Annotated in this window: 24 protein-coding genes; 11 read left to right on the plus strand and 13 right to left on the minus strand. The window is 72.5% G+C overall.

Annotated features, from left to right (window positions below; genetic code table 11):
* The first annotated feature begins 43 nt into the window (after positions 1–43).
* Complete coding sequence (locus ACWEJ6_RS01555) at positions 44–592, plus strand: C40 family peptidase (protein WP_452420520.1); 549 nt, start codon at positions 44–46, stop codon at positions 590–592.
* Here the strand turns inward: ACWEJ6_RS01555 and ACWEJ6_RS01560 are convergent.
* Positions 576–1,568 (minus strand): NAD(P)-dependent alcohol dehydrogenase, encoded by a 993-nt coding sequence (locus ACWEJ6_RS01560; RefSeq protein WP_387671053.1) that lies wholly within the window; start codon positions 1,566–1,568, stop codon positions 576–578. The two genes, ACWEJ6_RS01555 and ACWEJ6_RS01560, sit on opposite strands and share 17 nt — an antisense overlap.
* Positions 1,569–1,749: 181 nt before the next feature.
* On the opposite strand from ACWEJ6_RS01560, the gene ACWEJ6_RS01565 reads away from it, so the two are divergent.
* Positions 1,750–2,421 carry a DUF2306 domain-containing protein gene (locus ACWEJ6_RS01565; protein ID WP_452420522.1) on the plus strand — a complete coding sequence of 224 codons (672 nt, stop codon included), beginning with the start codon at positions 1,750–1,752 and terminating at the stop codon, positions 2,419–2,421.
* Here the strand turns inward: ACWEJ6_RS01565 and ACWEJ6_RS01570 are convergent.
* The 3 genes from ACWEJ6_RS01570 to ACWEJ6_RS01580 all read right to left on the minus strand — a co-directional run bounded on the left by ACWEJ6_RS01570 (position 2,394) and on the right by ACWEJ6_RS01580 (position 5,679).
* Complete coding sequence (locus ACWEJ6_RS01570) at positions 2,394–3,095, minus strand: response regulator (protein WP_452420735.1); 702 nt, start codon at positions 3,093–3,095, stop codon at positions 2,394–2,396. The genes ACWEJ6_RS01565 and ACWEJ6_RS01570 overlap by 28 nt on opposite strands.
* 40 nt (positions 3,096–3,135) lie before the next feature.
* The gene (locus ACWEJ6_RS01575) at positions 3,136–4,269 is read right to left on the minus strand and encodes a sensor histidine kinase (RefSeq protein WP_387671058.1); all 1,134 of its coding nucleotides are present in this window, start codon (positions 4,267–4,269) and stop codon (positions 3,136–3,138) included.
* A 171-nt stretch (positions 4,270–4,440) separates the two neighbouring features.
* On the minus strand, positions 4,441–5,679 hold the full coding sequence (locus tag ACWEJ6_RS01580) for an ROK family transcriptional regulator (protein ID WP_452420525.1): 1,239 nt from the start codon (positions 5,677–5,679) through the stop codon (positions 4,441–4,443).
* 100 nt (positions 5,680–5,779) lie between these two features.
* Here ACWEJ6_RS01580 and ACWEJ6_RS01585 point away from each other — a divergent pair, with 100 nt between their 5' ends.
* The 4 genes from ACWEJ6_RS01585 to ACWEJ6_RS01600 are packed head-to-tail and all read left to right on the plus strand — an operon-like array spanning position 5,780 to position 9,608.
* Positions 5,780–6,871 (plus strand): sugar ABC transporter substrate-binding protein, encoded by a 1,092-nt coding sequence (locus ACWEJ6_RS01585; protein ID WP_358288620.1) that lies wholly within the window; start codon positions 5,780–5,782, stop codon positions 6,869–6,871.
* Positions 6,872–7,591, plus strand: coding sequence for an ATP-binding cassette domain-containing protein (locus ACWEJ6_RS01590; protein WP_452420527.1), 720 nt, complete (start codon positions 6,872–6,874; stop codon positions 7,589–7,591).
* Complete coding sequence (locus ACWEJ6_RS01595; RefSeq protein WP_452420529.1) at positions 7,588–8,751, plus strand: sugar ABC transporter permease; 1,164 nt, start codon at positions 7,588–7,590, stop codon at positions 8,749–8,751. Before ACWEJ6_RS01590 ends, ACWEJ6_RS01595 begins: the two co-directional genes overlap by 4 nt.
* Positions 8,748–9,608: an ROK family protein gene (locus ACWEJ6_RS01600; protein WP_358288625.1), complete on the plus strand. Its 861-nt coding sequence runs from the start codon at positions 8,748–8,750 to the stop codon at positions 9,606–9,608. The genes ACWEJ6_RS01595 and ACWEJ6_RS01600 overlap by 4 nt, the downstream gene beginning before the upstream one ends.
* Positions 9,609–9,616: 8 nt before the next feature.
* Here the strand turns inward: ACWEJ6_RS01600 and ACWEJ6_RS01605 are convergent, their stop codons facing one another.
* Entirely contained in the window at positions 9,617–9,745 is a 129-nt protein-coding gene (locus ACWEJ6_RS01605) for a hypothetical protein (protein ID WP_352318996.1), read from the minus strand.
* 351 nt (positions 9,746–10,096) lie between these two features.
* A complete protein-coding gene (gene serA, locus ACWEJ6_RS01610) occupies positions 10,097–11,686 on the minus strand; it encodes a phosphoglycerate dehydrogenase (RefSeq protein WP_352318994.1) in 1,590 nt (529 codons plus the stop codon).
* Between the two features lie 297 nt (positions 11,687–11,983).
* Here serA and ACWEJ6_RS01615 point away from each other — a divergent pair, with 297 nt between their 5' ends.
* Positions 11,984–12,808: a hypothetical protein gene (locus ACWEJ6_RS01615; RefSeq protein ID WP_452420531.1), complete on the plus strand. Its 825-nt coding sequence runs from the start codon at positions 11,984–11,986 to the stop codon at positions 12,806–12,808.
* A gap of 117 nt (positions 12,809–12,925) precedes the next feature.
* Positions 12,926–14,287 carry an MFS transporter gene (locus tag ACWEJ6_RS01620; RefSeq protein WP_452420533.1) on the plus strand — a complete coding sequence of 454 codons (1,362 nt, stop codon included), beginning with the start codon at positions 12,926–12,928 and terminating at the stop codon, positions 14,285–14,287.
* Here the strand turns inward: ACWEJ6_RS01620 and ACWEJ6_RS01625 are convergent.
* From ACWEJ6_RS01625 to ACWEJ6_RS01635, 3 genes are read right to left on the minus strand one after another with little or no spacing between them, the layout of a single operon-like run.
* Positions 14,247–16,805 (minus strand): FtsX-like permease family protein, encoded by a 2,559-nt coding sequence (locus ACWEJ6_RS01625; RefSeq protein WP_452420535.1) that lies wholly within the window; start codon positions 16,803–16,805, stop codon positions 14,247–14,249. The genes ACWEJ6_RS01620 and ACWEJ6_RS01625 overlap by 41 nt on opposite strands.
* On the minus strand, positions 16,802–17,482 hold the full coding sequence (locus ACWEJ6_RS01630) for an ABC transporter ATP-binding protein (RefSeq protein WP_452420537.1): 681 nt from the start codon (positions 17,480–17,482) through the stop codon (positions 16,802–16,804). The genes ACWEJ6_RS01625 and ACWEJ6_RS01630 overlap by 4 nt, the downstream gene beginning before the upstream one ends.
* Positions 17,479–17,991 (minus strand): PadR family transcriptional regulator, encoded by a 513-nt coding sequence (locus tag ACWEJ6_RS01635; protein ID WP_452420539.1) that lies wholly within the window; start codon positions 17,989–17,991, stop codon positions 17,479–17,481. The genes ACWEJ6_RS01630 and ACWEJ6_RS01635 overlap by 4 nt, the downstream gene beginning before the upstream one ends.
* An 88-nt stretch (positions 17,992–18,079) precedes the next feature.
* On the opposite strand from ACWEJ6_RS01635, the gene ACWEJ6_RS01640 reads away from it, so the two are divergent.
* Together ACWEJ6_RS01640 and dacB are read left to right on the plus strand one after the other, a co-directional pair.
* Positions 18,080–18,631, plus strand: a complete 552-nt coding sequence (locus ACWEJ6_RS01640; RefSeq protein ID WP_358288640.1) for a DUF1707 and FHA domain-containing protein — start codon at positions 18,080–18,082, stop codon at positions 18,629–18,631.
* A 121-nt stretch (positions 18,632–18,752) separates the two neighbouring features.
* On the plus strand, positions 18,753–20,297 hold the full coding sequence (dacB, locus tag ACWEJ6_RS01645; RefSeq protein WP_452420542.1) for a D-alanyl-D-alanine carboxypeptidase/D-alanyl-D-alanine endopeptidase: 1,545 nt from the start codon (positions 18,753–18,755) through the stop codon (positions 20,295–20,297).
* Between the two features lie 430 nt (positions 20,298–20,727).
* Here dacB and ACWEJ6_RS01650 read toward each other — a convergent pair whose 3' ends face one another.
* Together ACWEJ6_RS01650 and map are read right to left on the minus strand one after the other, a co-directional pair.
* Positions 20,728–20,997 carry a hypothetical protein gene (locus tag ACWEJ6_RS01650; protein ID WP_352318980.1) on the minus strand — a complete coding sequence of 90 codons (270 nt, stop codon included), beginning with the start codon at positions 20,995–20,997 and terminating at the stop codon, positions 20,728–20,730.
* 214 nt (positions 20,998–21,211) lie between these two features.
* Positions 21,212–21,979, minus strand: coding sequence for a type I methionyl aminopeptidase (gene map / locus ACWEJ6_RS01655; protein ID WP_452420544.1), 768 nt, complete (start codon positions 21,977–21,979; stop codon positions 21,212–21,214).
* A gap of 124 nt (positions 21,980–22,103) precedes the next feature.
* Here map and ACWEJ6_RS01660 point away from each other — a divergent pair, with 124 nt between their 5' ends.
* Positions 22,104–23,087, plus strand: coding sequence for a DUF1275 family protein (locus ACWEJ6_RS01660; protein WP_452420546.1), 984 nt, complete (start codon positions 22,104–22,106; stop codon positions 23,085–23,087).
* 242 nt (positions 23,088–23,329) lie between these two features.
* Here the strand turns inward: ACWEJ6_RS01660 and ACWEJ6_RS01665 are convergent, their stop codons facing one another.
* The gene (locus ACWEJ6_RS01665; protein ID WP_452420548.1) at positions 23,330–23,953 is read right to left on the minus strand and encodes a class I SAM-dependent methyltransferase; all 624 of its coding nucleotides are present in this window, start codon (positions 23,951–23,953) and stop codon (positions 23,330–23,332) included.
* A 102-nt stretch (positions 23,954–24,055) separates the two neighbouring features.
* The gene (gene ilvC / locus ACWEJ6_RS01670) at positions 24,056–25,039 is read right to left on the minus strand and encodes a ketol-acid reductoisomerase (RefSeq protein WP_352319077.1); all 984 of its coding nucleotides are present in this window, start codon (positions 25,037–25,039) and stop codon (positions 24,056–24,058) included.
* Positions 25,040–25,052 lie beyond the last annotated feature (13 nt).

The following is a 25,052-nucleotide window of genomic DNA, read 5'->3' on the forward strand; positions in this document are numbered from 1 at the left end:
CATCGCCATCCTTGTGGCGGTGGCAGCGGGCGCAGCAGGTCTCGTGCCTGCCGCCCCCGCGGCTCCCGCCGCTCCGGCCGCTCCGGCCGCCCCCACCCCCTCCATCACCCTCACCGGCCCCCAGGTGAAACAGGTCCAGGAACGGCACGCGCCGAAACCGGCCTGGAAGGTCGCCCTCGAATACGCCATGGACAAGCGCGGCACCCCGTACGTGTGGGGCGGCGCCAGCGAACGGGGCTACGACTGCTCGGGCCTCATGCTCCGGGCCTACGAGGACGCCGGCATCGAGCTCCCCAGAACCGCCGCGGAGCAGTACGGCGCCTTCTCCAGGAAGATCGCCTGGAAGGATCTCAAGCCAGGCGACCTGGTGTTCTTCAGCGGCCTCGGCCACGTCGGCATGATCTCCAAGCCCGGCTACATGGTCCACTCCCCCCACACCGGCGACGTGGTGAAGGAGGAACGCCTGTCGCAGTGGCGCAGGCAGGCCTTCGTCGGCGCGGTACGCCCCGACCCCAAGGGCGTCAAGCGCTGGGCCGACTACAAGCAGCTCCAGAAGGCCCCCGCCCCGGCCATGCTCACCGCGACCCTGTGACGACGACCTTCCCCGGGGCGTGCCCCTCCTCCTGGTAGCGGACGGCCGCCGGGAGCTCGCCGAAGGGGAAGGTCCGGTCGATGACCGGGGTGACCGCGCCCTGCTCGATCAGCCCGGTCAGCGTCAGCAGGTTCGCCCTGTTGCTCCCGCAGCGGACGACGTCCGCCCTGACGATCCGCTGCGGGACGAAGGGCCCCGACGCGAGCGCGGCGAACATGTGGCCGGCCGGCTGCACCCAGCGGCCGGCCGGCCCGCCGACCAGCACGTACGTGCCCTTCCTGGTCAGCACGCGGCGACAGTCCGCCAGCCGGCGGCCGCCCGCCACGTCGAGCAGCAGGTCGAAGCGCCGGCCCGAGGCCGCGAAGTCCTCCTTGGTGTGGTCGATGACGTCGTCCGCGCCGAGCGAGCGGACCAGGTCCGCGTTCCGCCCGCTGCACACGCCCGTGACGTGCGCCCCCAGCGCCTTGGCGAGCTGCACGGCGAACGTGCCCACGCCGCCGGACGCGCCGTTGACCAGCACCTTCTGGCCCGGCTGGAGGCGTCCCTCGTCGCGCAGCGCGATCAGCGCGGTGTTGGCCGCCATCGGCACCGCCGCCGCCTGCTCGAACGACAGGCCCGCCGGTCTGGGCGCCACCTCGCCCTGCCGCAGGCAGACGTACTCGCCGAAGCCGCCCCCGAGTGACATCGCGTACACCTCGTCGCCGGGACGGAACAGCGTGACGTCCTTGCCGGCCGCCTCGACCTCCCCCGCCACGTCGGCCCCGAGGACGGCGATGCGCGGCCGGCGCAGCCCGACCCCGCCGCCCATGACCCTGGCCAGGTACGGCTCCCCCCGCATGAAGTGCCAGTCGTAGGGCTGCACGGACGTGGCCCGCACCCGGACCAGCACCTCGTCGTCGCGCGGCACGGGCCGCTCGACGTCGGTCAGGACGAGCTGGTCGGGCGAGCCGAACGAGCGCAGGACGTACGCCTTCATCGTTTTCTCCCTCGTGCCGCTGATGTGCCGCCAGTGTGGGCCTGACCTGCGCGGACGCTCAACGGTCGAAAGGCGACGGCTCGATGGCCGAAAGTACGACGGCCCGCCCGCCGATGGTGCGAACCAGGACCGGCCGTCCGCGCGATGACCGGGCACGGGCGTGGGCGGCACGCTCTCAGGCATGAGATGGATCGCACCCGCCGGGCTGCTCGCGCTCAGCGTCGTCCCGCTGGTCGCCGGCGCAATCCGGGTGACCGAACTGGCCGCCGGCGCCCCCGTGACCGCGGACAACGCGCGCTTCTTCGCCATGCCCGTGCCGGTGTTGCTGCACATCCCGGCTTCCCTGGTGTTCTGCGTCCTCGGCACGTTCCAGTTCCAGGCCCGGTTCCGGGCCGGGCGGCCGGGGTGGCACCGCGCGGCGGGGCGGGTGCTGGTGGCGTGCGGGCTGGTCGCGGCGCTGTCGGGGGTGTGGCTGACGCTCTTCTCCGACCTTCCCGCCGGCGACGGGATGTTGCTGGCCGCCTTCCGGCTGCTGTTCGGGACGGCCATGGCCGCCTGCCTCCTGCTCGGCCTGGCCGCGATCCGGCGGCGCGACGTGGCCCGGCATCGCGCCTGGATGACCCGCGGGTACGCGATCGGGCTCGGCGCGGGCACGCAGGCGTTCACCCTGGCGTTCGGGCTGGCCGCCTTCGGGCCGCCCGGCGAGCTCGGCCGGGCGCTGCTCGTCGGCGCGGGCTGGGTGATCAACCTGGCGGTGGCCGAGTGGGCCGTCCGCAGAGCCCGCAGAGTCCGTGGAGGTCGCGGAGGTCGCGGAGGTCGCGGAGGTCAGGTGCGTACGCGGTCGGTCTCGTAGGCCCACATGGCGATCTCGACGCGGTTGCGCACGCCGAGCTTGGTCATCAGGCTCGCGACGTGGCTCTTGACCGTGCTGAGCGAGATGTGCAGCTCGCGGGCGATCTCGCTGTTGGTCCGGCCGCGGGCCACGGCGCGCAGGATCTCCTCCTCGCGGCCGGTGAGCGCCTCGATCGGCTGCGCGGGCGCCTCCGTACGCCCGGCTCCGGCGAACGCGGCCAGCAGGCGCGCGGTCACGCTCGGGGCGATGAGCGCCTCGCCGCCGGCCGCCGCGGTCACCGCCTGGGCGAGCAGCGCCGGGCCGGCGTCCTTGAGCAGGAAACCCCTGGCTCCGGCGCGCAGGGCGGCGTAGACGTACTCGTCGAGGTCGAACGTGGTGATCACGACCACCGCCATGGGGTCGGCGACGTCGGGCCCGGCCAGCTCGCGGGTGGCCGCGATGCCGTCGAGGCCGGGCATGCGGATGTCGAACAGGCACACGTCGGGGCGCAGGCGGCGGGCCAGCTCGACGGCCCGCCTGCCGTCGCCGGCCTCGCCGACGACCTCGATGCCGGGCTGGGCGTCGAGAATCATCCTGAGCCCGGTACGGGCGATCTCCTGGTCGTCGGCCACCAGCACCCGGATGGCCGCCGTGCCCTCCGGGTCGCTTCCCGCGGCCTCCCGCCGGGCGTTCATGCCGCTTTCTTCCGCGCTCACGCGGCCTCCCGCCGGGCGTTCATGCGGTCTCCTTCGGCAGGACGGCGGTGACCGTCCAGCCCCGGTTGGGGTTGGGGCCCGCCTCGCAGGTGCCGCCGAGCAGGGCGGCGCGTTCGATCATGCCGATCAGGCCGTACCCGGGAGCGGCGACCCCGCCGGCGCGGTCACCGTCGTCGCTCACCGTCAGGCGTACGGCGGCGTCGTCGGCGGTGACCCGGACGGTGATGTGGGTGGCGTGACGGGCGTGCCGCCGGGCGTTGGTGATCGACTCCTGGGCGATACGGTAGAGCGCCGCGCCGGCCGAGGGCGGCAGGTCGCCGAGCCCGTCCGCGATCTCCACCTCGACGGCCGGGCCGACGCGCGGGCGTCCGGCGAGCCGCCGCAGGTCGTCGAGGTGGCGGCCCGGGGTCAGCTCCGCCGGCTCGTTCCTGCGCAGCACCCGGACCATGGCCCGCATCTCGGCGAGCGTGCGCGACGCCTCGGCCTCGATCACCCGCAGCGCGTCGGTGGCCGCGCCCGGCTCGGAGGCGGCGGTGGCCAGGCCCGCCTGGGCGCGGATGGCCATGGCCGAGACGTGGTGGGCGACGGTGTCGTGCAGGTCACGGGCGAGCTGTTCGCGTTCGAGCAGTTTGACCTGGTCGAGCTCGCGCAGCCGCGCGCCGGCGCGGTAGCGGAAGGCGCTGCCCAGCCCGACGGTCGCGACCAGCACCCCGAGCGCCGGGACGACGTCGCCGGGCGCCATGCGGCCGGACACCAGCGACAGGCCGACCGCGACCAGCCCGGCCGCCATCCCGATCACGGCCTCGCGCCCCGAGCCCCACCGGAACAGCGCGTAGAGCACGATGGTGACGAACACCAGCGTGTACGTCTCCACCGGCTCGCCGCCGGTCAGCAGCGGGGCCAAGGTCGTGGCGCCGAACACGAGCGCGACCATGAGCAGCGGCCTGGTCCTGCGCCACAGCAGCGTGGGGATCAGTGCGACGGTGACGGCCGTCGAGACCACCGGCCAGCGGAGGTCGGGCCGCAGCACGCCCTCGATCACCGCGGCCGGCACGAGCACCGCGACGAGCGCCCAGTCGCGCCACACCCGCACGGGCGGGCCGGGAGGACGAGGCTCGCGCCACACGGAACGAAGGAGGCCGGCCACCCCCATATCGTAAGCGCGCCCCCATTCCCCCGCATCGCCCCGAACCCCCGTCCCACAGGCGGGGGGCTGGGTGTCGGGACCTCGGGCGCGGAGCCACCGGCCTGCAGAGAAGGCGGGGCTGGGTGTCGGGACCTCGGGCGCGGAGCTACCGGCCTGCAGAGAAGGCGGGGCTGGGGGTCAGTGTTTGCGGGCGTCGAAGATGAGGTCCCAGGCGCGGGACTTGGCGTGGGCGACCGCGCCCAGCAGCACGCCGCTGTCGCCCAGCGCGCTGGCCACCACCCGCGGGCGCAGCGGCCCGAGCTCGGCGATGCGGCGCTCCACGGACGCGCCCAGCAGGTCGAGGTTGCGCCCCACTCCCCCGCTCAGCACGATCACCTCCGGATCGAGCACGGCGGCCACGGCCACCAGCAGCCCGCCGATGCGGCGGCCCTCGGCCTCCACGACCGACCTGGCCGCCGCGTTCCCCTCGGCGGCGGCGGCGAAGACCTCCCTCGCCGTCTCCAGCTCCAGCCCCGCCGCCCGGGCGGCGCGCACCACACCGGGCGCGGAGGTGGCCGCCTCGGTGGCCCCGTGCGTGAAGGGGTCGCCGTCGTGCGCGAAGGAGTCGGCCCCGCTCTTGAGGGAGTCGCCGTCCCCTGCGAAAGGGCCGGTCGGTGGGGCGGAGGCGGGGGGTTCCTCGGCGGCGGGGATGTAGGAGACCTCGCCCGCCGCCCCTCGCGCCCCGACGTACAGCTCGCCGTTGATCACGATGCCCATGCCGACGCCGGTGCCGATGGACACCAGGGCGAAGTTGGCCTTGCCCCGCCCGGCCCCGTGGACGTGCTCGCCGACGGCAGCCAGGTTGATGTCGTTCTGGATGACGAGGTCGACGCCCAGGGCGGCGTGCAACCGGTCGGCCAGGTCAGGTGGGCCGGGCAGGTTGGGGGCGAAGTCGAGGCCGCCGCGCACGGGGTCGTACACACCGGGTGAGCCCACCACCGCGCAGGTGATCGAGCGCCACTCGACCTCGGCCTCGCGGGCCGCCGCCCCGGCCAGCTCGCCGACCAGCTCGGCCAGCTCGGCCGAGGTGCGGGCCGTGTTGCGGCCGTCGGTACGCCCCGCGAACGCGCCGCGCAGGTCGGCCACGGCCACCCTGATCCAGTCGCGGCCGATGTCGATGCCGGCGACGTGGGTCGAGGCGGCGTTCACGTCGTAGAGCGAGGAGACCGGGCCGGGCCGTCCGGACACCTCGCCCACCAGGTGGACCAGGCCGTCCTCGGCCAGCCCCGCCAGGGCGGCCGAGACCGTGGGCTTGGACAGGCCGGTGCTCTTGGCCAGGTCGGCGCGCGAGGCGGGGCCGTGCTCGTGCAGCTGGTCGAGCAGACGGCGCTCGTTGAGCACCCGCAGCAGCCGTGGATTCGCCAGGTCGCGTCGCATGTCCGGCCTCCCTCCGAGGTGCACTCTAGCCAACACGCCTGATAGTAAACTACCTTTCTTACCAAGCGGGGGCGGGCATCTTCTGAGAGGACGAAGTGCGATGCACCGAGCTTGGCGACTCATCCCCGCGGCGGCGGTCCTGCTGGCCGCCGCCTGCGGGAACAGCACCACCACCGGCACGACGGCCACTCAGGCCGACGGGCCGCGGCAGGGCGGGACGATCGCCCTGTTCCTCCCCGAATCCAAGACCACCCGATACGAAGCCTTCGACCGCCCGCTGTTCGAGGCCAAGGTCAAGGCGTTGTGCCCCGCCTGCAAGGTGATCTACGGCAATGCCGAGCAGGACGCGGCCAAACAACAACAACAGGTCGAGGCCGCGCTCACCCAGGACGCCGACGTGCTCGTCCTGGACGCCGTGGACGCCAACGCGGTCGCGCCCCTGGTCAACCAGGCCAGGCAGAAGAAGGTCCCGGTGGTCGCCTACGACCGGCTGATCTCGGGGATCGACTACGCCTACTACGTCTCGTTCAACAACGTACGGGTGGGCGAGATGCAGGGTCAGGCGCTGCTCGACGCCATGAACGCCAAGGGCACCACGGCCAAGGGCCAGATCGTGATGATCCACGGCTCGCCCACCGACCCCAGCTCGGCCGACTACAAGAAGGGCGCCAAGAGCGTCCTGGACGGCAGGGTCAAGGTCGGCAGGGAGTTCGACACCCCCGACTGGAGCCCCGACAAGGCGCAGCAGCAGATGGAGCAGGCGATCACCGCCATCGGCCGGGACCAGATCGTCGGCGTGCTGTCGGCCAACGACGGCATGGCGGGCGGGGCCATCGCGGCCATGAAGCGCGCGGGCTACAAGGAGCTGCCGCCCATCACCGGTCAGGACGCCGAGCTGGCCGCCGTGCAGCGCATCCTCACCGGCGAGCAGTACATGACCATCTACCTGGACATCAGGAGAGAGGCGGAGAAGGCCGCCGAGCTGGCCGTCGCCCTGACCAAGGGCGAGCAGCCCGCCGCCACCTCCAAGGTGAACAACGGCACGGCCGACATCCCGGCCTTCCTCCTCGACCCCATCGCGGTCACCGCCGACAAGATCAAGGACACCATCGTGAAGGACGGGTTCTACAAGGCCGACCAGATCTGCACGGCCGAGGTCAAGGCCGCCTGCGCGAAGGCGGGCATCGAGTAGATGATCGCGGCGACCGGGATCTCCAAACGGTACGGAGCGGTGCGGGCGCTCGACGGGGCAGGGCTGGAGCTGCGTCCCGGCGAGGTCGTGGCGCTCATGGGCGACAACGGCGCGGGCAAGTCGACGCTGGTCAAGACCATCTCCGGCGCGGTCATGCCGGACGAGGGCCAGATCACGGTGGACGGCGCGCCGGTGCGCGTCGCCACCCCGCACGACGCGCAGGCGCTCGGCATCTCGACCGTCTACCAGGACCTCGCGCTCTGCGAGAACCTCGACGTCGTGGCCAACCTGTTCCTCGGCGCCGAACGCCGCCGCTGGTCGGTGCTGCGCCACCTGAGCATGGAACGCGCGACCCGCGACCTGCTCGCCCAGCTCGACGTGCGCATCGGCGACATCAGGGTGCCGGTGTCGACGCTGTCGGGCGGCCAGCGGCAGTCGGTGGCCATCGCCAGGGCGCTGCTCGGCGAACCCCGGCTGGTCATCCTGGACGAGCCGACCGCCGCGCTCGGCGTCGAGCAGACGGCCCAGGTGCTGGCGCTGATCCGGCGGTTGCGCGAGCGCGGGCTCGCGGTGCTGGTCATCTCGCACAACCTCGCCGACGTGCGCGAGGTGAGCGACCGGGTGGTGGTGCTGCGTCTCGGACGCAACGCCGGTGAGTTCCGTACGGCCGAGGCCTCCCGCGAGGAGATCGTGGCCGCGATCACAGGAGCGGGCGAATGACGGCGATGCCGATCACGGTGACCGGACGGCTGCGCCAGGGAGAGGCCGGCGCCTGGCCGGTGGTCGGCGGCCTGGTGGCGATCACGATCGTGTTCAGCACGCTCAACGAGCGTTTCCTGTCACCCGAGAACCTCACCAACCTGGCACTCCAGATGGCCGCCACGGGCACGATCGCGCTCGGCGTCATCATGGTGCTGCTGCTCGGCGAGATCGACCTGTCGGCCGGCTCGGTCAGCGGCCTGTGCGCCACGATCATGACGATCGCGCACGTCAAGCAGGGGTGGAACGCCCTGCTGGCCATCCTGCTGGCGCTGGCGGCCGGTGCGGCGATCGGGCTGCTGCACGGGCTCATGCTGACCAAGCTGCGGATGCCGTCGTTCGTGGTCACGCTGGCCGGGCTGATGGGCTGGCTCGGGCTGCTGCTCTACCTGCTGCGCCAGGGCGGGACGATCAACCTGCCGTTCAACGGGTTCATCTCGGGGCTGAGCGACACCTGGCTGCCGGGGTGGTTGTCCTGGGCGCTGGTGATCGGGCTGGCCGGCGGCCACGCCGGGATCGCCACGCTGGCCAGGCGGGCACGGCTGGCCGCCGGGCTGCCCGTGGCGCCGGCCTGGCAGGTCCCCGTGACGGCGGGCGGGCTGGCGGTCGTGCTCGGCGCGGCGGTGGCGGTCATGTCGGCCGACCGCGGCGTGCCGCTGCTGCTGGTGCTCTTCGGCGCGCTGGTGGTGCTGCTCGACCTGGTCCTGCGGCACACCGCGTTCGGCCGCCACCTGTACGCCGTCGGCGGCAACGCCGAGGCCGCCAGGCGCGCGGGCATCAACGTGACCAGGATCAGGATCCTGGCGTTCGTGCTGGCCTCGACGCTGGCGGCGGCGGGCGGCGTGCTGGCCGCCAGCCGGCTGTCGGCGGTCAACCAGGGGTCGGGCGGCAGCGACATCCTGCTCATGGCCATCGCCACGGCGGTCATCGGCGGCACGTCCCTGTTCGGCGGACGGGGACGGGCCTACGCCGCGCTGCTCGGGGTGCTGGTCATCCAGTCGATCACCAACGGCATGTACCTGCTGAGCGTGGACTCCTCCGTCCGGTTCATGGTGACGGCCGGCGTGCTGGCCCTGGCGGTGGCGATCGACTCGCTGGCCCGCAGGGGCGCCGCGCGGTGAGCCGGGTCCTGGGCATCGACGTCGGCGGGACCAAGGTCGCGATCGGGGTCTCGGGCTCCGACGGGCCCGTGGTCGCCGGCCGCACCCGGCTGGAGACCGGCCCGGACACGCTCGTCCGGGCCCTGGCCGCGGCCCGCGCCCTGGACGGGCGGCCGGCCGCGGTCGGCTTCTCCACCTGCGGGGTGATCAGGGACGGCGTGGTGCGCCTGGCGCCGAACGTGCCCGGCTGGGAGGGGCTGGAGCTGCCCAGGCTGCTGCGCGAGGAGTTCGGCGCGACGCCGGTGGCCATCGACAACGACGTGAACGCGGCGGCGGCGGCCGAGCTGCGGTGGGGCGCGCTGCGCGGCGTCTCCACGGGCGTCTATCTCAACCTCGGCACCGGCCTGGCGGCGGCCCTGGTGGTCGGCGGCCGGGTGGTGCCCGGCGCGCACGGCGCGGCGGGCGAGATCGGCTACCTCCAGGTCACGCCGGGGCAGGCGGCCTTCGCCGACGGGCGGGTGCCGCTGGAGGAACTGGTCTCCGGCGCCGGGCTGGCGGCCAGGGGCGGCGCGCTGCTCGGCCGCGCGACCACGGCGGAGGAGGTGCTCGCCGCGCGTTCCGGGCCGCTGGCGGAGCTGGTGGCGCAGGCGTTGTCGGTGCTGACCATGACCGTGGCGAACCTGTGCGTCACCCTCGACCCCGAGGTGCTGGTCGTGGGCGGCGGCATGATGGGCGCGGCCGGGCTGATCGTGCCCAGGCTGGCCGGGGAGGTGCGGCGCGCCGTGCCGTTCCCGCCGGAGATCCGGCCCGGCCGGTTCACGGACGACGCGCCGCTGCTCGGCGCGCTCGCCCTGGCCCACGCCGCGGCGCGGGCCTGAGGGCGGCGCTACCGGGCGGAGTTCTGGGGGGCGCCGCCGTTGTCCCTGCGGTCGAGGGCGGTCTGCAGGGCCTCGGCGGCCTCGTTCTCGTTCTCTTCGGTACGGTTCCAGGCGTACATCTCGTACATGTCGCTCATCTCGTTTCGCTGGCGCGTTCCAGAAAAGGGGGCGTCGGACCCCGGTCGCGAATCCGACCGGGCCTGCTCTCGCGGGTCCGGGTCACGGACCGGGCGAAGGGAAGGGACTGACCGGCCGACGGCATCACCACTCACCGCGGCGGGTCGTCGGCCTGCCCTAACAGGCCCCGCCGCGGCAGGTAATGAGTACGAGAACCTGGCGCATTTCCATCCACGGTACCCGGCGGCTGTTTCGCTGTCTCGTTGGATGTCCTACTATCTCGCATTCTGAGACAAGAAAAGGCCGCCACCCGGAACGGTCCAGGTGACGGCCTTCCCCGCGATCGGGGGCTCAGTCCTCAGGTCGCGAGGTCAGTCCTCCAGGTCGACCGAACGGCCGCTCTCGGCGCCGATCTCGGCCGCGATCTGGTCGATCACGGCGGCCGGGATGGCCGAGTCGACGGTCAGCGCGATGAGCGCCTTGCCGCCCTTGACGTCGCGGGCCACCTGCATCGAGGCGATGTTCACGCCGGCCTCGCCGAGCAGCCGGCCGACCACGCCGACGACGCCGGGACGGTCGGTGTAGGCGAAGAACGACAGGTGGGCCGTCGGCTCGATCTCCATCTCGTAGCCGTTGACCTCGACGATCTTCGTGATCTGCCGGGGGCCGGACAGCGTGCCGGAGACCGAGATCTGGCGGCCGTCGGCGAGCACGCCCCGCACGGTCACCACGTTGCGCCAGTCGGGGCTCTCGGAGCTGGTCACCAGCTCCACGCTGATGCCCCGCTCCTTGGCCAGCAGCGGCGCGTTGACGTACGTGACCTGCTCCTCGATCACGTCGGCGAACACGCCCTTGAGCGCGGCCAGCTCGATGACCCGCACGTCCTGGGAGGCGATCTCGCCGCGGACCTCGACGTCGAGCTTGGTGGCGACCTCGCCGGCCAGGGCGGTGAACACCCGGCCCAGCTTCTCGGCCAGCGGCAGGCCCGGCTTGACGTCCTCGGCCACCGCGCCGCCCTGGACGTTGACCGCGTCGGGCACGAACTCGCCCGCCAGCGCCAGCTTCACGCTCCGCGCGACCTGCGTGCCGGCCTTCTCCTGGGCCTCGTGCGTGGAGGCGCCGAGGTGCGGCGTGGCGACGACCTGGTCCAGCTCGAACAGGGGGCTGTCGGTGCACGGCTCCTTGGCGAACACGTCGAGGCCGGCGCCCGCGACGCGGCCCTCCTTGATCGCCGAGTAGAGCGCGGCCTCGTCCACGATGCCGCCGCGGGCCACGTTGATGATCCGCACGGACGGCTTGACCTCGTGCAGCTCCTTGTCGCCGATGAGCCCGAGGGTCTCCTTGGACTTCGGCAGGTGCACGGTGATGAAGTCGGCCTGCTTGAGCACCTCTTCGAGGCTGAGCAGCTTGACGCCCATCTGCGCGGCGCGGGCCGGCGGCAGGTAGGGGTCGTAGGCGATCAGCTCGACGCCGAACGGCTGGAGCCGCTGGGCCACGAGCTGGCCGATCTTGCCGAGGCCGAGGATGCCGACGACCTTCTCGTCCAGCTCGACGCCGGTGTACTTGGAGCGCTTCCACTCGCCGTTCTTCAGCGCGGCGTGGGCCTGGGCGGTGTTGCGGGCGCTGGCCAGGATGAGCGCGATGGTCTGCTCGGCGGCGCTGGTGATGTTGGAGGTCGGCGCGTTGACGACCATGACACCGGCCTTGGTGGCGGCCTCGACGTCGACGTTGTCGAGGCCGACGCCGGCGCGGGCGACCACGCGCAGCTTCGGCGCGGCGGCGATGGCCTCGGCGTCGACCTGCGTGGCGGAGCGCACGATCAGGGCGTCCACGTCGGCGAGGGCGGGCAGAAGCTGGGAACGGTCCGCTCCGTCGGTGTGGCGGACCTCGAAATCGGCGCCGAGCACGGCGAGGCCGGCCTCGGACAGCTCCTCTGCGACCAGAACGACGGGCTTGTTCACAGGCGTGGATCCTTAGGGGCATGCGGCGGGCTGGAGGGACACGTCGCTGGGCCCCTCGGATCCCTCAGAGTCTATCCGCGCTTGTGAACGCGTTCACGAGGGACCCACGATTTGAGACGGCCGCGCTCGGCGTCGCGACGCCCTGGACGCGGCTCCGGTACCCAGGCGGCAGCAAAGTCATCCACTCTGCACACATCTTTGTCTTGATCGGGGGATTTATTGGCCATTAGCCTGATAAGCCGTGGCCGACTACCTATGGTTCGTCATATGAGCATCGGGAATCCTGCGCTTGCCGACGTGCTCGCACAGCATGGCACGCCCCATCGCCTGCTGGCGGCCCTCGCCGACGGTGGAGTCCTGGTGGCAGTGCGACCAGATCGATCGGTCGTCCTTGGGACGACCCAGGCGGGTGACCGGGTTCTGCTCGGGTACACCAGCCCTGCTACCTACGCCAGGCACCGCGGCAGCCATTCCCTGTCGGTGTGCGACGCCGACACCATCCTGGACATCCAGCGCGTCACCGGCGTGCCGGAGATCGTGATCGACGCCGCGGGCCCCGCAGCCGCGGCCGTGCCCATCGACGATCTCCAGCGCTTCCTCACCGGCACGCGCTCGGGGCCCACACCCGTGCTGTCGGGGGCGGCGCCCGCCGCCTACGCGACCGGCGCCATGGCCACCGTCTCGCGCGTGCCCTCGCTGGCGCAGGTGGCCCCGCCCACCCCGCAGGCGCCCGCGCTGCCGTGGGTCCCCGCGCCCCGGCCCCACCTGTCGGGGCCGATGCAGCAGGTGGACCCCGGCTACCGCCGGTGCACGCACCCGATCCTGCCGGCGCTGCGGCAGGCCATCGCGCAACTGCTGGGCGACTTCCCGCTCGTGCACCACGTGTGGATCTCCGAGGCCGGCACCGCGTCCGGGGCGACCGGGATCATGCTGCACGTCAAGGTGCACATGTCGGCCGCCGAGGACGTCGTCCGCGACCTGCACCGCCTGGTACGCGCCCGCCTGCCGCAGTTCGCGGCCAGCGGCGCGCCGATCCTCATGGCCCGGGTCGCCGACGCGCGCAGCGAGCGCCGGATGATAGAGATCGGCGCGCACGTGGTCTGCGCCAACGTGCGCGAGTAGCCGACGCGGGCGAGTAGCCCGGCATGGGCGACGAGCCCGGCGTGCGGGAGTGATCCGGTGGGGGCCCGGGAAACTGGGCCCTACCGAACAAGCCCTCGCTCGGCTTGAATGGGCCTCATGATCACATCGCCGGTGAGCGCGCCCACGGTCTCCAGGGGCGTGCGCCTCGGCTACGGCGTGGGCTCGTTCTGCACGGCCACGGTCAGCGCCGTGCCCGGCCTGCTCCTGCTGTACTACATGACCAACTTCCTGGCCGTGCCCGCGTGGCTGGCCGGCGTGGTGGTCACCGCGCCCAAGGTCTGGGACCTGATCATCAACCCGCTGGTCGGCCGCTGGTCGGACCGGACCGTCTCGCGGATGGGGCCGCGCCGCCCCTGGCTGCTGGCCGGGTCGCTGACGCTGCCCGTCGCGTTCTTCCTCGTCTTCGCCGGGCCGCCGCTGACCGGGGTCCCGGCCGCCCTGTACGTCGGGCTCTGCTTCATGGCGACGGCGACCGCGTACGCGCTGTACGAGGTGCCGTACAAGGCCATGCCCGGCGAGATGACCGACGACTACCACGAGCGCACCTCGCTGCTGCAGTGGCGGATGGTCTTCATCGGCGCGGCCACCGCGATCAGCGGCGTGCTGGCCCCGATGATCGCCACCGGTCAGGGCGAGGAGGGCACGCTCGGCAGCTACCGGCTGATGGGCCTGACGATCGCCCTCATCCTGCTGGCCTCGATGCTCGGCTCGTTCTTCGGCACCGCCCGCGCCCCCATGACCGGCGCGCCGGAGGCCGACCACGGCGGGTGGCGCGAGCAGCTCGCGGCGATCAGGGGCAACCGGGCGTTCCTGTGGCTGACCGTCATGGCCTGCCTGCAGATGCTCGCCGTCAGCATGATGCTGGCCGCGGCGCCGTACTTCGCGTCGTACACGCTGGGGTCGCCGAAGAGCACGCAGACGCTCTTCGCCGCCCTGGTCGGGCCGATGCTGCTGACCATGCCGCTGTGGGTGTGGCTGGCCCGGCGCTTCGACAAGCGCGGCGCGATGATCCTGGCCGCGCTGCTGTTCGGCGGCGGCACGGCGGCGGCCATGGCGACCCCGCTGTTCGGCCCCCTGTACGCCCACCTGACCATCCTGCTCGTCGGCATCGGCATCGCCGGGGTCGAGCTCATGCTGTTCTCGATGCTGGCCGACGTGGTCGCCGCCGACGCCGCCGAGTCGGGCAAACGGCGGGCCGGCGTGCTGACCGGGCTGTGGACGGCCATCGAGAGCGGCGTCAGCTCGTTCGGGGCGCTGATCTTCGGGGTCATCCTGTCGATCGGCGGGTTCGTCGAGTCCGACGCGAGCACGCCCGTGCAGCAGCCGGACAGCGCCGTGACCGCGGTCCTCATCGGGCAGACCGCGGTCCCGGCGCTGATCATCTTCCTGTCCGTGCTGGTGACGCTGCGGTACCGGCTCAGGCCACCCGACGGGCCAGCACCAGGCGTGTCCGGGTGAACAGCCCGGCCACCAGGGCCGCGACCAGCGGCAGGCCCAGCACGACCGCGGCCAGGAACGACCAGGGGACGTCGATCGTGCCCGGCCCCTCCAGCAGCGCGTGCATGCCGCCTGAGCCCATCCTGGTCATCGGCCAGGTCAGCGCGACACCGGCCACCGCGCCGGCGACGAGGCCGACCGCCGCGCCCAGGCCCGCGATGTAGGCGGCCTGGGCGGCCACCACCAGCCTGCGCACCCGAGGCGCCGCGCCGACCGCCGACAGATTGTTCAGGTCAGGACGCATGTCCGCCGCCGCCAGCCCGGTGGCCGCGAACGTGCCCCCGAGCACCAGGACCAGCGCCGCGCCGAGCAGCACCAGCAGGGCGACGGCGCGGTCCTCCGCCTTCCCCCGCTCGACGTTCAGGTACAGGTTGCCGTTCACCTCACCCCGCAGGTCGGCCTCCATGCGCCGTTCGTCCTGCGGCGGGGACGCGGTGTAGAGCAGCCGCTCGACCGTGCCGAGCCCGGCCTTGGCCAGCGCCTGCGGCGGGATCACGGCGCCCGCCTGCCGGGGGTCGGCGCCGCTCGACACCACGGCCGGGATCCGGATCCGCTTCCGCTCCTTGATGGTGTCGGAGCTCCAGTCGCTCACGGTCAGCTCGATCGTGCCGTCGCTCACCACGTCCGTGCTGAACGCCACGGCCTTGCCCGCCGCCAGCGCGGCGGCCGCCTGCGGGTCCCGGCGCTTCTGGAGGAAGGCGAGCAGGTCCGCCCCGCCGATCGGCGGCTGGTCGTAGAACCGCTGCGCGCATGCCGGCTCGCACGTCCGCGGCACGGTCAACCAGAGGTCCCTGCCCTTGGCATCCGTCGCCTCGTGCCCGGTGACGACGTCGGTGCCGGGGAAGCGGACGCGGACGGCGTCCTTCAGCCGGGCCCACGTCGGGCCGTCCATCTCCGTGGCGCCGCCGATCACCGTGGTGCCCAGCGGGAACACCGTGACGCTCTGCTCCTCCTGCTGGGCGTACGCGCTGCTGCTGCCGATGCCGATCGCGACCGCCCCCATGGTCGCCGCCATGACCGCGGCGGTGGCCGAGGCCGTACGGACGCGGTGGCGCGCGGCGTCGCGCACGGACAGGCGCAGCGGGAGCGGCAGCCGGGCGGCGATCCGCGAGGTGGCCTGGACCAGCCACGGCATCAACGCCACCATGCCGAACACGAACGGCACGAAGGCCGCGATCATCGTCACCTGACCCCTGGTCATGGCGTATCCGATCGCGCCCAGCCCGGCCGTCACCAGCACGACCCCGAGCAGAGGGCGCCGGGCGCGCCCGCGGACCTCGGCGGCCCGGCCGGCCAGGACCTGCGCGGTGTTCTGCCGGCTCGCCTGCACCGCGGGCACGATCGCCGCGATCAGCCCGCTGACCAGGCCGAGCGCCGCCACGCCGAGCACCGGCAGCCACGGCACGTCGGCCGGCCCGTGCGACCAGTCCAGCTCCCTGGCCGCGATCGACTCGCCGAGGAGGCCGGGGCCGATGCCCAGGACGACCCCGAGCACGGCCGCCGCACCGCCCAGCACCAGGCCGTCGGCCAGCACGATCATGCGCAGGTGCCGGGGCGACCCGCCCTGTGCGGAGATCACCGCCAGCTCCCTGCGCCGCCGCCGCAGCCCCACCGCGAACGCCGGCCCGGCCAGCAGCACGGTCTCCATGACGACGAACACGATCACCACGCCGAGCTGGACCAGGTCGCGGGTGTCATTCGGGTTCCCGCGGGAGCCGTCGTCCTTGTGGGCGTCGAGCACCGCGCGGGAGGTGACGCCGAGGCCCGCGTCATTGAGCTGCGACACCTTCGACCGCATGACCGGACCGGCGGTGTCGACCAGCCAGCCGCTGCTGTTGCCGTCGTTCTGGTGGACGAGCACCCCTTCGGGCAGGGCCAGCAGTTCCAGGATGCCGGGCCGGTTGGGGTTCTCGGCGACGCCGACCACCTTCACGGTGCGGTCCGGCCGCCGCACGGTGAGCGTGTCGCCCACCCGGACGCCCAGGTCGGCCATCTTCGGCGAGATCGCCACCTCGCCGGGCGCGGCGGCGTAGCGGCCCTGCTTCAGGGTGCGCATCCCGGCCGTCATGGGGTCGCGCAGATCGATCTCCACGACGTCCGCCATGTTGAAGCCATCGGGCAGCCGGACGTTGGTCGGGCTCGTCTGGAAGCGCAGCAGGCGGCCGGGGAGCAGCGTGTTGATCTCCGCGGGCGTCCACGGCCGCTGTGAGGTGCCGCTCTTCGGCTGGTACGCGGAGTCGCCGCTGTAGTCCTGCCGGACCGGGGTGCGATACGGGAAGGTGAGCAGGCGGGCGTCGGCCGCCCCTAAGCTCGTGACCGCCCGCTCCTTCGGGGTGACGCTGGTCGTGGCGGCGCCGGTGAGCACCGCCGTGATCACCAGGACGGGCAGGCCGATCATCACCATGATCAGGGCGCTGCGGCCCTTGAAGCGCGACGCGTCCCTGCGGGAAATCCGCAGGGCGGCGAGGAAGGCGCTCATCGCGAGCTCTCCATCCGCACCGCCGACGCCTCGGCGATCAGGCCGTCCCGCAGGTAGACCACCCGGTCCGCCCAGGCCGCGTAGCGCGGCTCGTGGGTGACCAGCAGCACCGCCGCGCCCTCGTCGCAGCGGTTGCGCAGCAGGTGCAGGATCTCGTCGCCGGTGGCCGTGTCGAGCGCGCCGGTCGGCTCGTCGGCCAGCAGCAGCCGCCGTTCGCCGACCAGCGCCCTGGCGATGGCCACGCGCTGACGCTGGCCGCCGGACAGCTCCTCGGGAAACCGGTCGGCGATCGGGTCGACGCCCACGTCGGCCAGGACGGCCAGCGCCTCCCGGCGGGCCTGGCCGGCGCGCACGCCGTCCAGTTCCCTGGGCAGCATCACGTTCTCGGCGGCCGTCAGGGACGGGATCAGGTTGAGGTCCTGGAAGACGTACCCGACGCTGCCGCGTCGCAGCGCGGCCAGGTCGCGGACCCCGGCCAGGTCGCGGCCCTCGATCAGGACCGTGCCCGACGTGGGCCGGTCGAGGCCGCCGGCCAGGTTGAGCAGCGTCGACTTCCCCGAGCCCGACGGGCCCATGACCGCGACGAGCTCCCCTTGTGCCACCTCCAGGCTCACGCCGCGCAGGGCGTGCACCTGGCCGTGCTCGCGGGTCACGTCCCGCAGCTCCACCACAGTCATTGGTTCTTCTCCTTGACAACGGCCTCGCAGTGGTCGAGCCAGCGCTGCTCGGCCTCGGCCTTGAAGATCATCGATTCCAGGACGAGCCGCTGGGCGAGGCCGTCACCGGCGGCCCTCTTGGCCCTGGTCAGGTCCTGGAGCGTGCGCATGGTCGCCATTCGCTGGGCCAGGATGACCGCGCCCACGTCCACGTCGGTGGCGGCGACGGCCATCGCGATCTTGATGGCGAGTTCGTCCCGAGGCCGGTCGGAGTGGTCGACGGGGGTGCTGAACCATCGCTCCAGTTCCTCCCGACCGGCCTCGGTGATCGTGTAGACGGCCCTGCCCTGCTCGTCGGCTCCACCCGGCGCCACCAGGCCGTCACGTTCCAGGCGGGCGAGCGTCGTGTAGACCTGGCCGATGTTGAGCGGCCAGGTCGCCCCCGTCGACGCCTCGAACTCCATCCGGAGCTGATAGCCGTAACGCGGTGCGCTGCTCAGCAGGGCGAGCAGTCCGTGTCTGATCGACATGGATACTGAGTATGCATACTGAGTATGGCCATCGCAACTGATCCGCGTATTCTGGACACGGAACGCCGTTCAGGCCGATACTCGGGACATGAGCTCCACCCAACCGCCGTTCCGCGCCTCCGACGGGGAACGCGACCGCGCGATCGACGAGCTCAAGCACCGGGCCGTGGAGGGCCGGATCTCCCACGACACCTTCGTCGGCCGGGTCGACCAGGCGCTGCGGGCGCGCAACCAGCACGAGCTCGACGAACTGGTCGCCGACCTGCCGCGCCGGCCCACGATCAGGCAGCGGCTGACGGACGCGGTCTCGTCGGTGTCGGAACTCACCACCCGGCTGCAGGCGGCCTGGCGGCGGCCGCGGCTGCCCCGGCTGGCATTGCCGGACGACGACCGGCTGCGTTACGTCGTGGGCCGGGGGTCGGCCTGCGACCTCGTCCTGTCGGACCTGACGGTGTCGCGCGTGCACGCCGAGCTGCGGCGGGAGGGCGACGGCGGCTGGCTGCTGGTCGATCTCGGCTCGCTCAACGGCACCCGGCTCAACGGGTGGCGGCTGGTGGGGCCCGTCCGGGTCAAGTCGGGCGACGAGATCTCCTTCGGCGACTGCGGCTTCCTCCTCGCCTCCGGCCAACCTTCCGCCTGACCCCCGCCCCTTCTCCGGGCCCCGCGCCGAGCCGGCTTCAGAAATACGGATATTTGCGGATTACACGGCGACTGCGCTGATTCATGCTCACATGCGATCCCCCCAGTCCCTTGGAGACCACATGCGGCGCACCTCAGCCTCCCTCCTCGCGGGCACGCTCGTCGCGGCACTCGCGTGGGCGTCCGGCCCCTCCACACCGGCGGTCGCCCTCGACCCCTCGCCCGGCGTGGCCGACCTGACCCAGGACATCAACCAGATCCTCGGCGACTCCCGGCTCACGATCGCCAGGGCGGGCGTCGTCGTGAAGAGCGCCGCGAACGGCGAGCAGCTCTACGCCACCGACGCCGGCAAGCTGCTGACCCCGGCGTCCAACACCAAGCTGTTCACCTCGGCGGCGGCGGTGGAGACGCTCGGCCTGGACTACCGCTTCCCGACCACCGTGCTGAACGCCGGCCGCAAGGTCGGCTCGGTGCTCACCGGCGACCTCGTGCTGCGCGGCACCGGCGACCCGACCATGCTCGCCGAGGACTACGACGCGCTGGCGGCCAAGGTCGCGGCGGCCGGCGTCAAGGTCGTCACGGGCAAGCTGATCGCCGACGACACCTGGTTCGACGGCCAGCGGCTCGGCACCGACTGGGCCTGGGACGACGAGACCGCCTACTACGCGGCGCCGATCTCCGCGCTGACCGCCTCCCCCGACCGCGACTACGACGCCGGCTCGGTGATCGTCTCGGTCGAGGCCGACGCGGGCCAGGTCAAGGTCTCGACGACCCCGGCGACCGACTACCTGAAGATCGTCAACAAGGCCACCGTGGGCGCCGAGACCGACGTCCTCATCGAGCGGCAGCACGGCACGCGGACGGTCGTGATCACCGGCACGGTCGCCGACCCGTACCAGGAGTGGGTCGCGGTGGACGACCCCACGGCCTACGTGTCCTCGCTGTTCCGCAAGGCGCTGGCCGCGCACGGCGTACGGGTGCTCGGCCCGACGGCGACGGGCGCGGCTCCCGCCGGGGCGGCCGAGCTGGCCAGGCACGACTCGATGCCTCTGAGCGAGCTGCTGGTGCCGTTCCTGAAGCTGAGCAACAACATGCACGCCGAGATCCTCACCAAGGCCATGGGCCGCAAGGCCGCGAACCAGGGCACCTGGTCGGCCGGGCTGAAGGTCGCCACGGACTTCGCGAAGGCCAACGGCGTCCAGGTGATCAACATGCGGGACGGCTCGGGCCTGTCGCGCCGCGACGGCTTCTCGCCGGGCTCGATCGTCCAGCTCCTGACCGCCGTACGGACCAAGCCGTGGTTCAGCACCTGGTACGAGGCCCTGCCCATCGCCGGCAACGCCGACCGTCTCACCGGCGGCACGCTGCGCAGCCGGATGCGGAACACCCCCGCGGCGAACAACGTGCACGCCAAGACGGGCTCGCTGACCGGCGTGACCTCGCTGTCCGGCTACGTGACCAGCGCCGAGGGCGAGCCGCTGATCTTCTCGATCATGCTGAACCAGTACCTGTCCGGCTCGCCGAAGGACATCGAGGACAAGATCGCCGTACGGCTCGCGCAGTTCTCGCGGGCGACGGCGACCGACGTCACCGCCCAGCTCAAGGCCGCCGACCAGGGCACGGCGGGCGACCTGGAGTGCTCGTGGCTGAAGCCGGCCCAGTGCTGACGAACCAATGAACGCCCCGGCGGCCTCCGGATGCCCGGTGGGCCGCCGCGGTGCACCCGGCTCGACAGGCTGGTCATCACGCTCCGATCACCTGGAGCTCCAGATATAGTCCGCATTTTCACTACATAGCCGACATAGGCGCGCCAGAATGCGGATTCAACGCCGTGGCGAACCCCTGACCCCGAGAGCGCCGGGCCGTCGCCGGCCCCCACCCCCAAGCCGGTCGTCCCACCGCATGCCCGGCACGCTCCCCTCCCGGCGGGCCCGCGCCGCACGTCCCCCCGCACACCGGACCGCGGCCGGGCCCGCCCCCCTCCGGCAGAGCGCGGCCCTTCGGCCTTCGCGCTGGACCCGGAAAAGGACACGACAAAGGGGCCTGCCCCGGTGGACAGGCCCCTTAGTCGTGCAGTTCAGCCGCTGAGGAATTACTTCAGCTGACGGCGCACTTCGTGTCTTTGCTCTTGATGCCGAGGATCTGGCTCAGGATGTCGCCGGTCTCGAGGACGAGCACGCCGCTGGTGCTGTTGTCGACCTCGCCACGGGCGAAGATGTTCTCGTCACCGCAGACGAAGAGAACCCGGCCCGGGTCCTCGTCGGAGTGAGGGACGAAGGCCATGTGAGGGGTCGCCGCTAGAGCGGAGCCGCCGACCATGACCATCCCGCCGACGAGCCCGGCCAGGATGAGCCCTTGTCTGAACATATCGATTCTCCTTGATACCTATCGACTACTCTCCGTAGCTATCGGGAGGAGATTTGCCCTAGGCCCTCTTTCAACAAACGCCGCTATTTCTGTCTTTACCTGCACAAATACGCGGCTTGGGGGAAGGGGTGCCACAGCTCGCCCTTCTTGACCGATCGGTGTACGCAGCAGAGGAATATCCGGTCCGGCCGTGACCGCGCGCTGACGGGAGGCGTCAGGGGAGGGTGAGAACCACCGGGCCGTCCGCGGTGATGGCCACCGTGTGCTCGACGTGGGCGCTCCTGCTGCCGTCGCCGGAGCACACCGACCACCCGTCCTCGGCCATGACGTACTCGTCGTCGCCGCCCGCCATCAGGCTCGGCTCGATGGCGATCACCAGTCCGGGGCGCAGCCGCAGGCCGCGTCCGGGGCGGGCCTCGTTGGGCACGAAGGGCGATTCGTGCATGGCCCGGCCGATGCCGTGGCCGCCGAAGTCGTTCTGCATGCCGTAGCCGGCGCCGCGGCCGACCAGCGACATCGCGTGCCCAATGTCGCCCATCCGGCCGCCCGGCACGGCGGCCGCGATGCCCGCCGCCAGCGTCTCCTCGGCCACCCGGATGAGCTTGAGGTCCTCGGCGCGGCCGGGCCCGACGGTGAAGGTGACCGCACCGTCGGCGTGCCAGCCGTCGACGTGCGCGCCGAAGTCCACGCTCAGCACGTCGCCCTCGCGCAGCCGGTACGGCGTGGGCAACCCGTGCAGCATGACCCCGTTCACGGACGTGCACACCACCCCCGGGTACGGCATGGCCCCGAACGACGGGTGGTAGCCGAGGAACGACGACCGCGCCCCGGCCGCGTGCATGACCTCGCGGGCCACCTCGTCGAGCTGCAGCAGCGACACCCCGGCGGCGGCCCGCTCCTTGACGGCGGCGTGCACGTTGGCCACGACACGGCCCGCCTCCCGCATGGCGTCGATCTCCCCGGCGGTCTTGAGCGTGATCACAGCGGCCTCCCAGCCCTCGGCGCGATAACTATACCGGTATTATTATCACGCTTCCCGGAAGCTCGCAGCTGTCCCGCCACCCTGTTGACTAATCACCCAGAGTAATCGTTATAGTGCTCAGAGTATGCGTTTCGGACGGTTCTCCATGCTCGCTCTGGCGCTCGCGGCAGGGGCCGTCGACGCGCTGAGCTTTCTCGCGCTCGGACAGGTGTTCACCGCGAACATGACCGGCAACGTCGTCCTGCTCGGCCTGGCGCTCGGCACCGGCGACACCTCGCACGTCATCCGCTCGGGAATCGCCCTGACCACGTTCTGCCTGGGTTTGACGATCGGCTTCACCCTGCTGGGCGGCACCACCCCCGCAGGACGCGCTCCCCCGCCCCCACGGACCACCACCCCACCCGCCCGCGCCCCGACAGAGGCACAGGCCCAGCAGCCCGCGACGGCGCCGGACAGGGAACCGGCAGAGGCGCAGGCTCACGAGCCCGCGGCGGCCCGGGGCGGGGAACCGGCAGAGGCGCAGGCTCACGAGCCCGCGGCGGCCCGGGGCGGGGAACCGGCGGAGGCGCAGGCTCACGAGCCCGCGGCGGCCCGGGGCGGGGAACCGGCGGCGAGGCCGGACCGGGAACGCGTGGAGGTGCAGGTCCAGGAGCCTGTGGAGGGGCCGGTGGGGGTGCCGATCGGGATGCCCGTGCGGCCGCTGGTGGTGCTGCTCGCGGAGCTGGCGCTGCTGGTGGTGGTGGCGGCCGGATGGGCGGCGCGCGTGCTGCCGCATCCGGCGCTGATCGCCGCCTCGGGGACGGCGATGGGCCTGCAGAGCGCGGTCACGCGCTGGGCGGGCGGCCCCGGGCTGTCCACGACCTACGTCACGGGCACGTTGACCAGCCTGGCGGGCCGGGCGGTCCGCCCGCGCTCGGGGGTGCTGCGCCCGCTGGGCGTGGTGCTCTGCGTGGTCTCGGGCGCCGTCGTGGCGGCCTCGGCGCTGCGCGTGCACGCCGCCGTCACCCCGTTCATCGCCCCGGCCACGGTCGCGGCGGCCACCGCCGCCTGGGCCCTCACCGCGACCCATCGCGCAAGACCGCGCCCACGCGGCCGGTCAGCCCTGTAGCGGGAAGCCGGGCGCTTTGCGGCAGGTGAGCGCCACCCCGGAGGGGGGCGCGCCTGGCGATAGGTCAGCCCGGAAACCCCAGACGGTACGCCTTGCGGCAGGTCAGCCGGAACCCCCAGGCGGCACCCTCTGCAACGAGTCAAGCCCGGAAGCCCCGAGACGACAGGTTGCGGCAGGTCAGACCGGAAGCCCCGAGGCGGCAGGTCAGACCGGTAGCCCTGAGGTGGCGGGTTCGCGGTGGGTCAGACCGGATGCCCAAAGGTGGCGGGTTTGCGGTAGGTCAGGAGGTAGCGCCAGAAGAGGAGCCGGCGCAGGGAGAAGCCGGGCAGCAGGGACGCCGCTTCCCGCCGTACCTCAGCGAAGGACATGTCCGGCGGCCGCACCGGCGCGGGCACGGACCCGGCACGCGCCCCGCCCACGCGCTCCCCCGCCGCCACCACCACCCGGGCCGCCGCGTTCACCGGTATGGCGGCCAGGCTCCACGCGAAGTCGGCGGCCGTCCGCTCCGCGTAGCACCCGAGGACGGCCAGCACCCCGCCGGGCGCCAGCGCGTCCCGGAAGGCGGCCACGGTCCCGAACGGCATGTGGTGCAGGCTGGCCAGGCAGGAGATGTAGTCGTAGCGCCCCGCGGGCAGCTCCATGCGCGTGACGTCGGCGCACAGGAACCGCACCCCGCTCACCGGCGCCGACGAGGCGGCCTCGATCACCTCGGGCGCCGGGTCCACCGCGTCGACCTCGATCCCGAGACCCGCCAGCCGCCGCGCGAACCGCCCGGTGCCGAAGCCGACGTCGAGCGCCCTCCGGGCCCCCTCGGGCACGAGCCGCGCCATCGCCGGGTGGTAGTGATCGTTGTGATCGAAAGGCATCCCGGCATCATGCCATCGCCTCGCCAGGGAACCCCCGAAAACGGGCGAAAAGCATCGCCCGCCCGCTGACCGTGCAGCAGGCGGGCGACGTACGGCGAAAGGTCAGCCCTTCAGCCAGCTCATCATCGGACGCAGCTTCGCGCCCGTCTTCTCGATCGGGTTCTCGGCCAGCTCCTCGCGGTGACGCGTGAACTCCTTCTGGCCGCCGTCGAACTCCTCGACGAGCTGCCGGGCGAAGGTGCCGTCCTGGATCTCGCCGAGGATGCGGCGCATCTCCTGGCGGGTCTCGTCGGTGATGACGCGCGGGCCGCGGGTGTAGCCGCCGTACTCGGCGGTGTCGGAGACCGACCAGTACATCTTGGAGATGCCGCCCTCGTACATGAGGTCGACGATGAGCTTCATCTCGTGGAGGCACTCGAAGTAGGCGACCTCGGGCTGGTAGCCGGCCTCGATGAGGGTCTCGAAGCCCGCCTTGATCAGCTCGGAGACGCCGCCGCACAGCACGGCCTGCTCGCCGAACAGGTCGGTCTCGGTCTCCTCGGTGAAGGTGGTGCGCAGCGCGCCGGCGCGGGTGCCGCCGATGCCCTTGGCGTACGACAGCGCCAGGTCGAGGGCCTTGCCGGAGGCGTCCTTCTCGACCGCGACGAGACACGGGACGCCGCGGCCGGCCTCGAACTGGCGGCGGACCAGGTGGCCCGGGCCCTTCGGGGCGACCATGCAGACGTCGACGCCCTCGGGCGCCTCGATGAGGCCGTAGCGGATGTTGAGGCCGTGGCCGAAGAAGAGCGCGTCGCCCTCGACGAGGTTGGGGGCGACGTGCTCGGCGTACAGGTGGCGCTGGATGTGGTCCGGCGCGAGGATCATGGTGAGGTTGGCCTCCTCCACCGCCTCGGCCGGGGTGACGACCCGCAGCCCGTCGTTCTCCGCCTTCTCGCGGCTCTTGGAGCCCTCGGGAAGGCCGACGCGTACGTCGACGCCGGAGTCACGCAGGGAGAGCGCGTGGGCGTGGCCCTGGCTGCCGTACCCCAGCACGGCCACGTGACGCCCCTGGATGATCGACAGGTCGGCCTGGTCGTCGTAGTAGATCTCGGTCACTTGA

The sequence above is a fragment of the Nonomuraea sp. NPDC004702 genome (assembly GCF_053601695.1).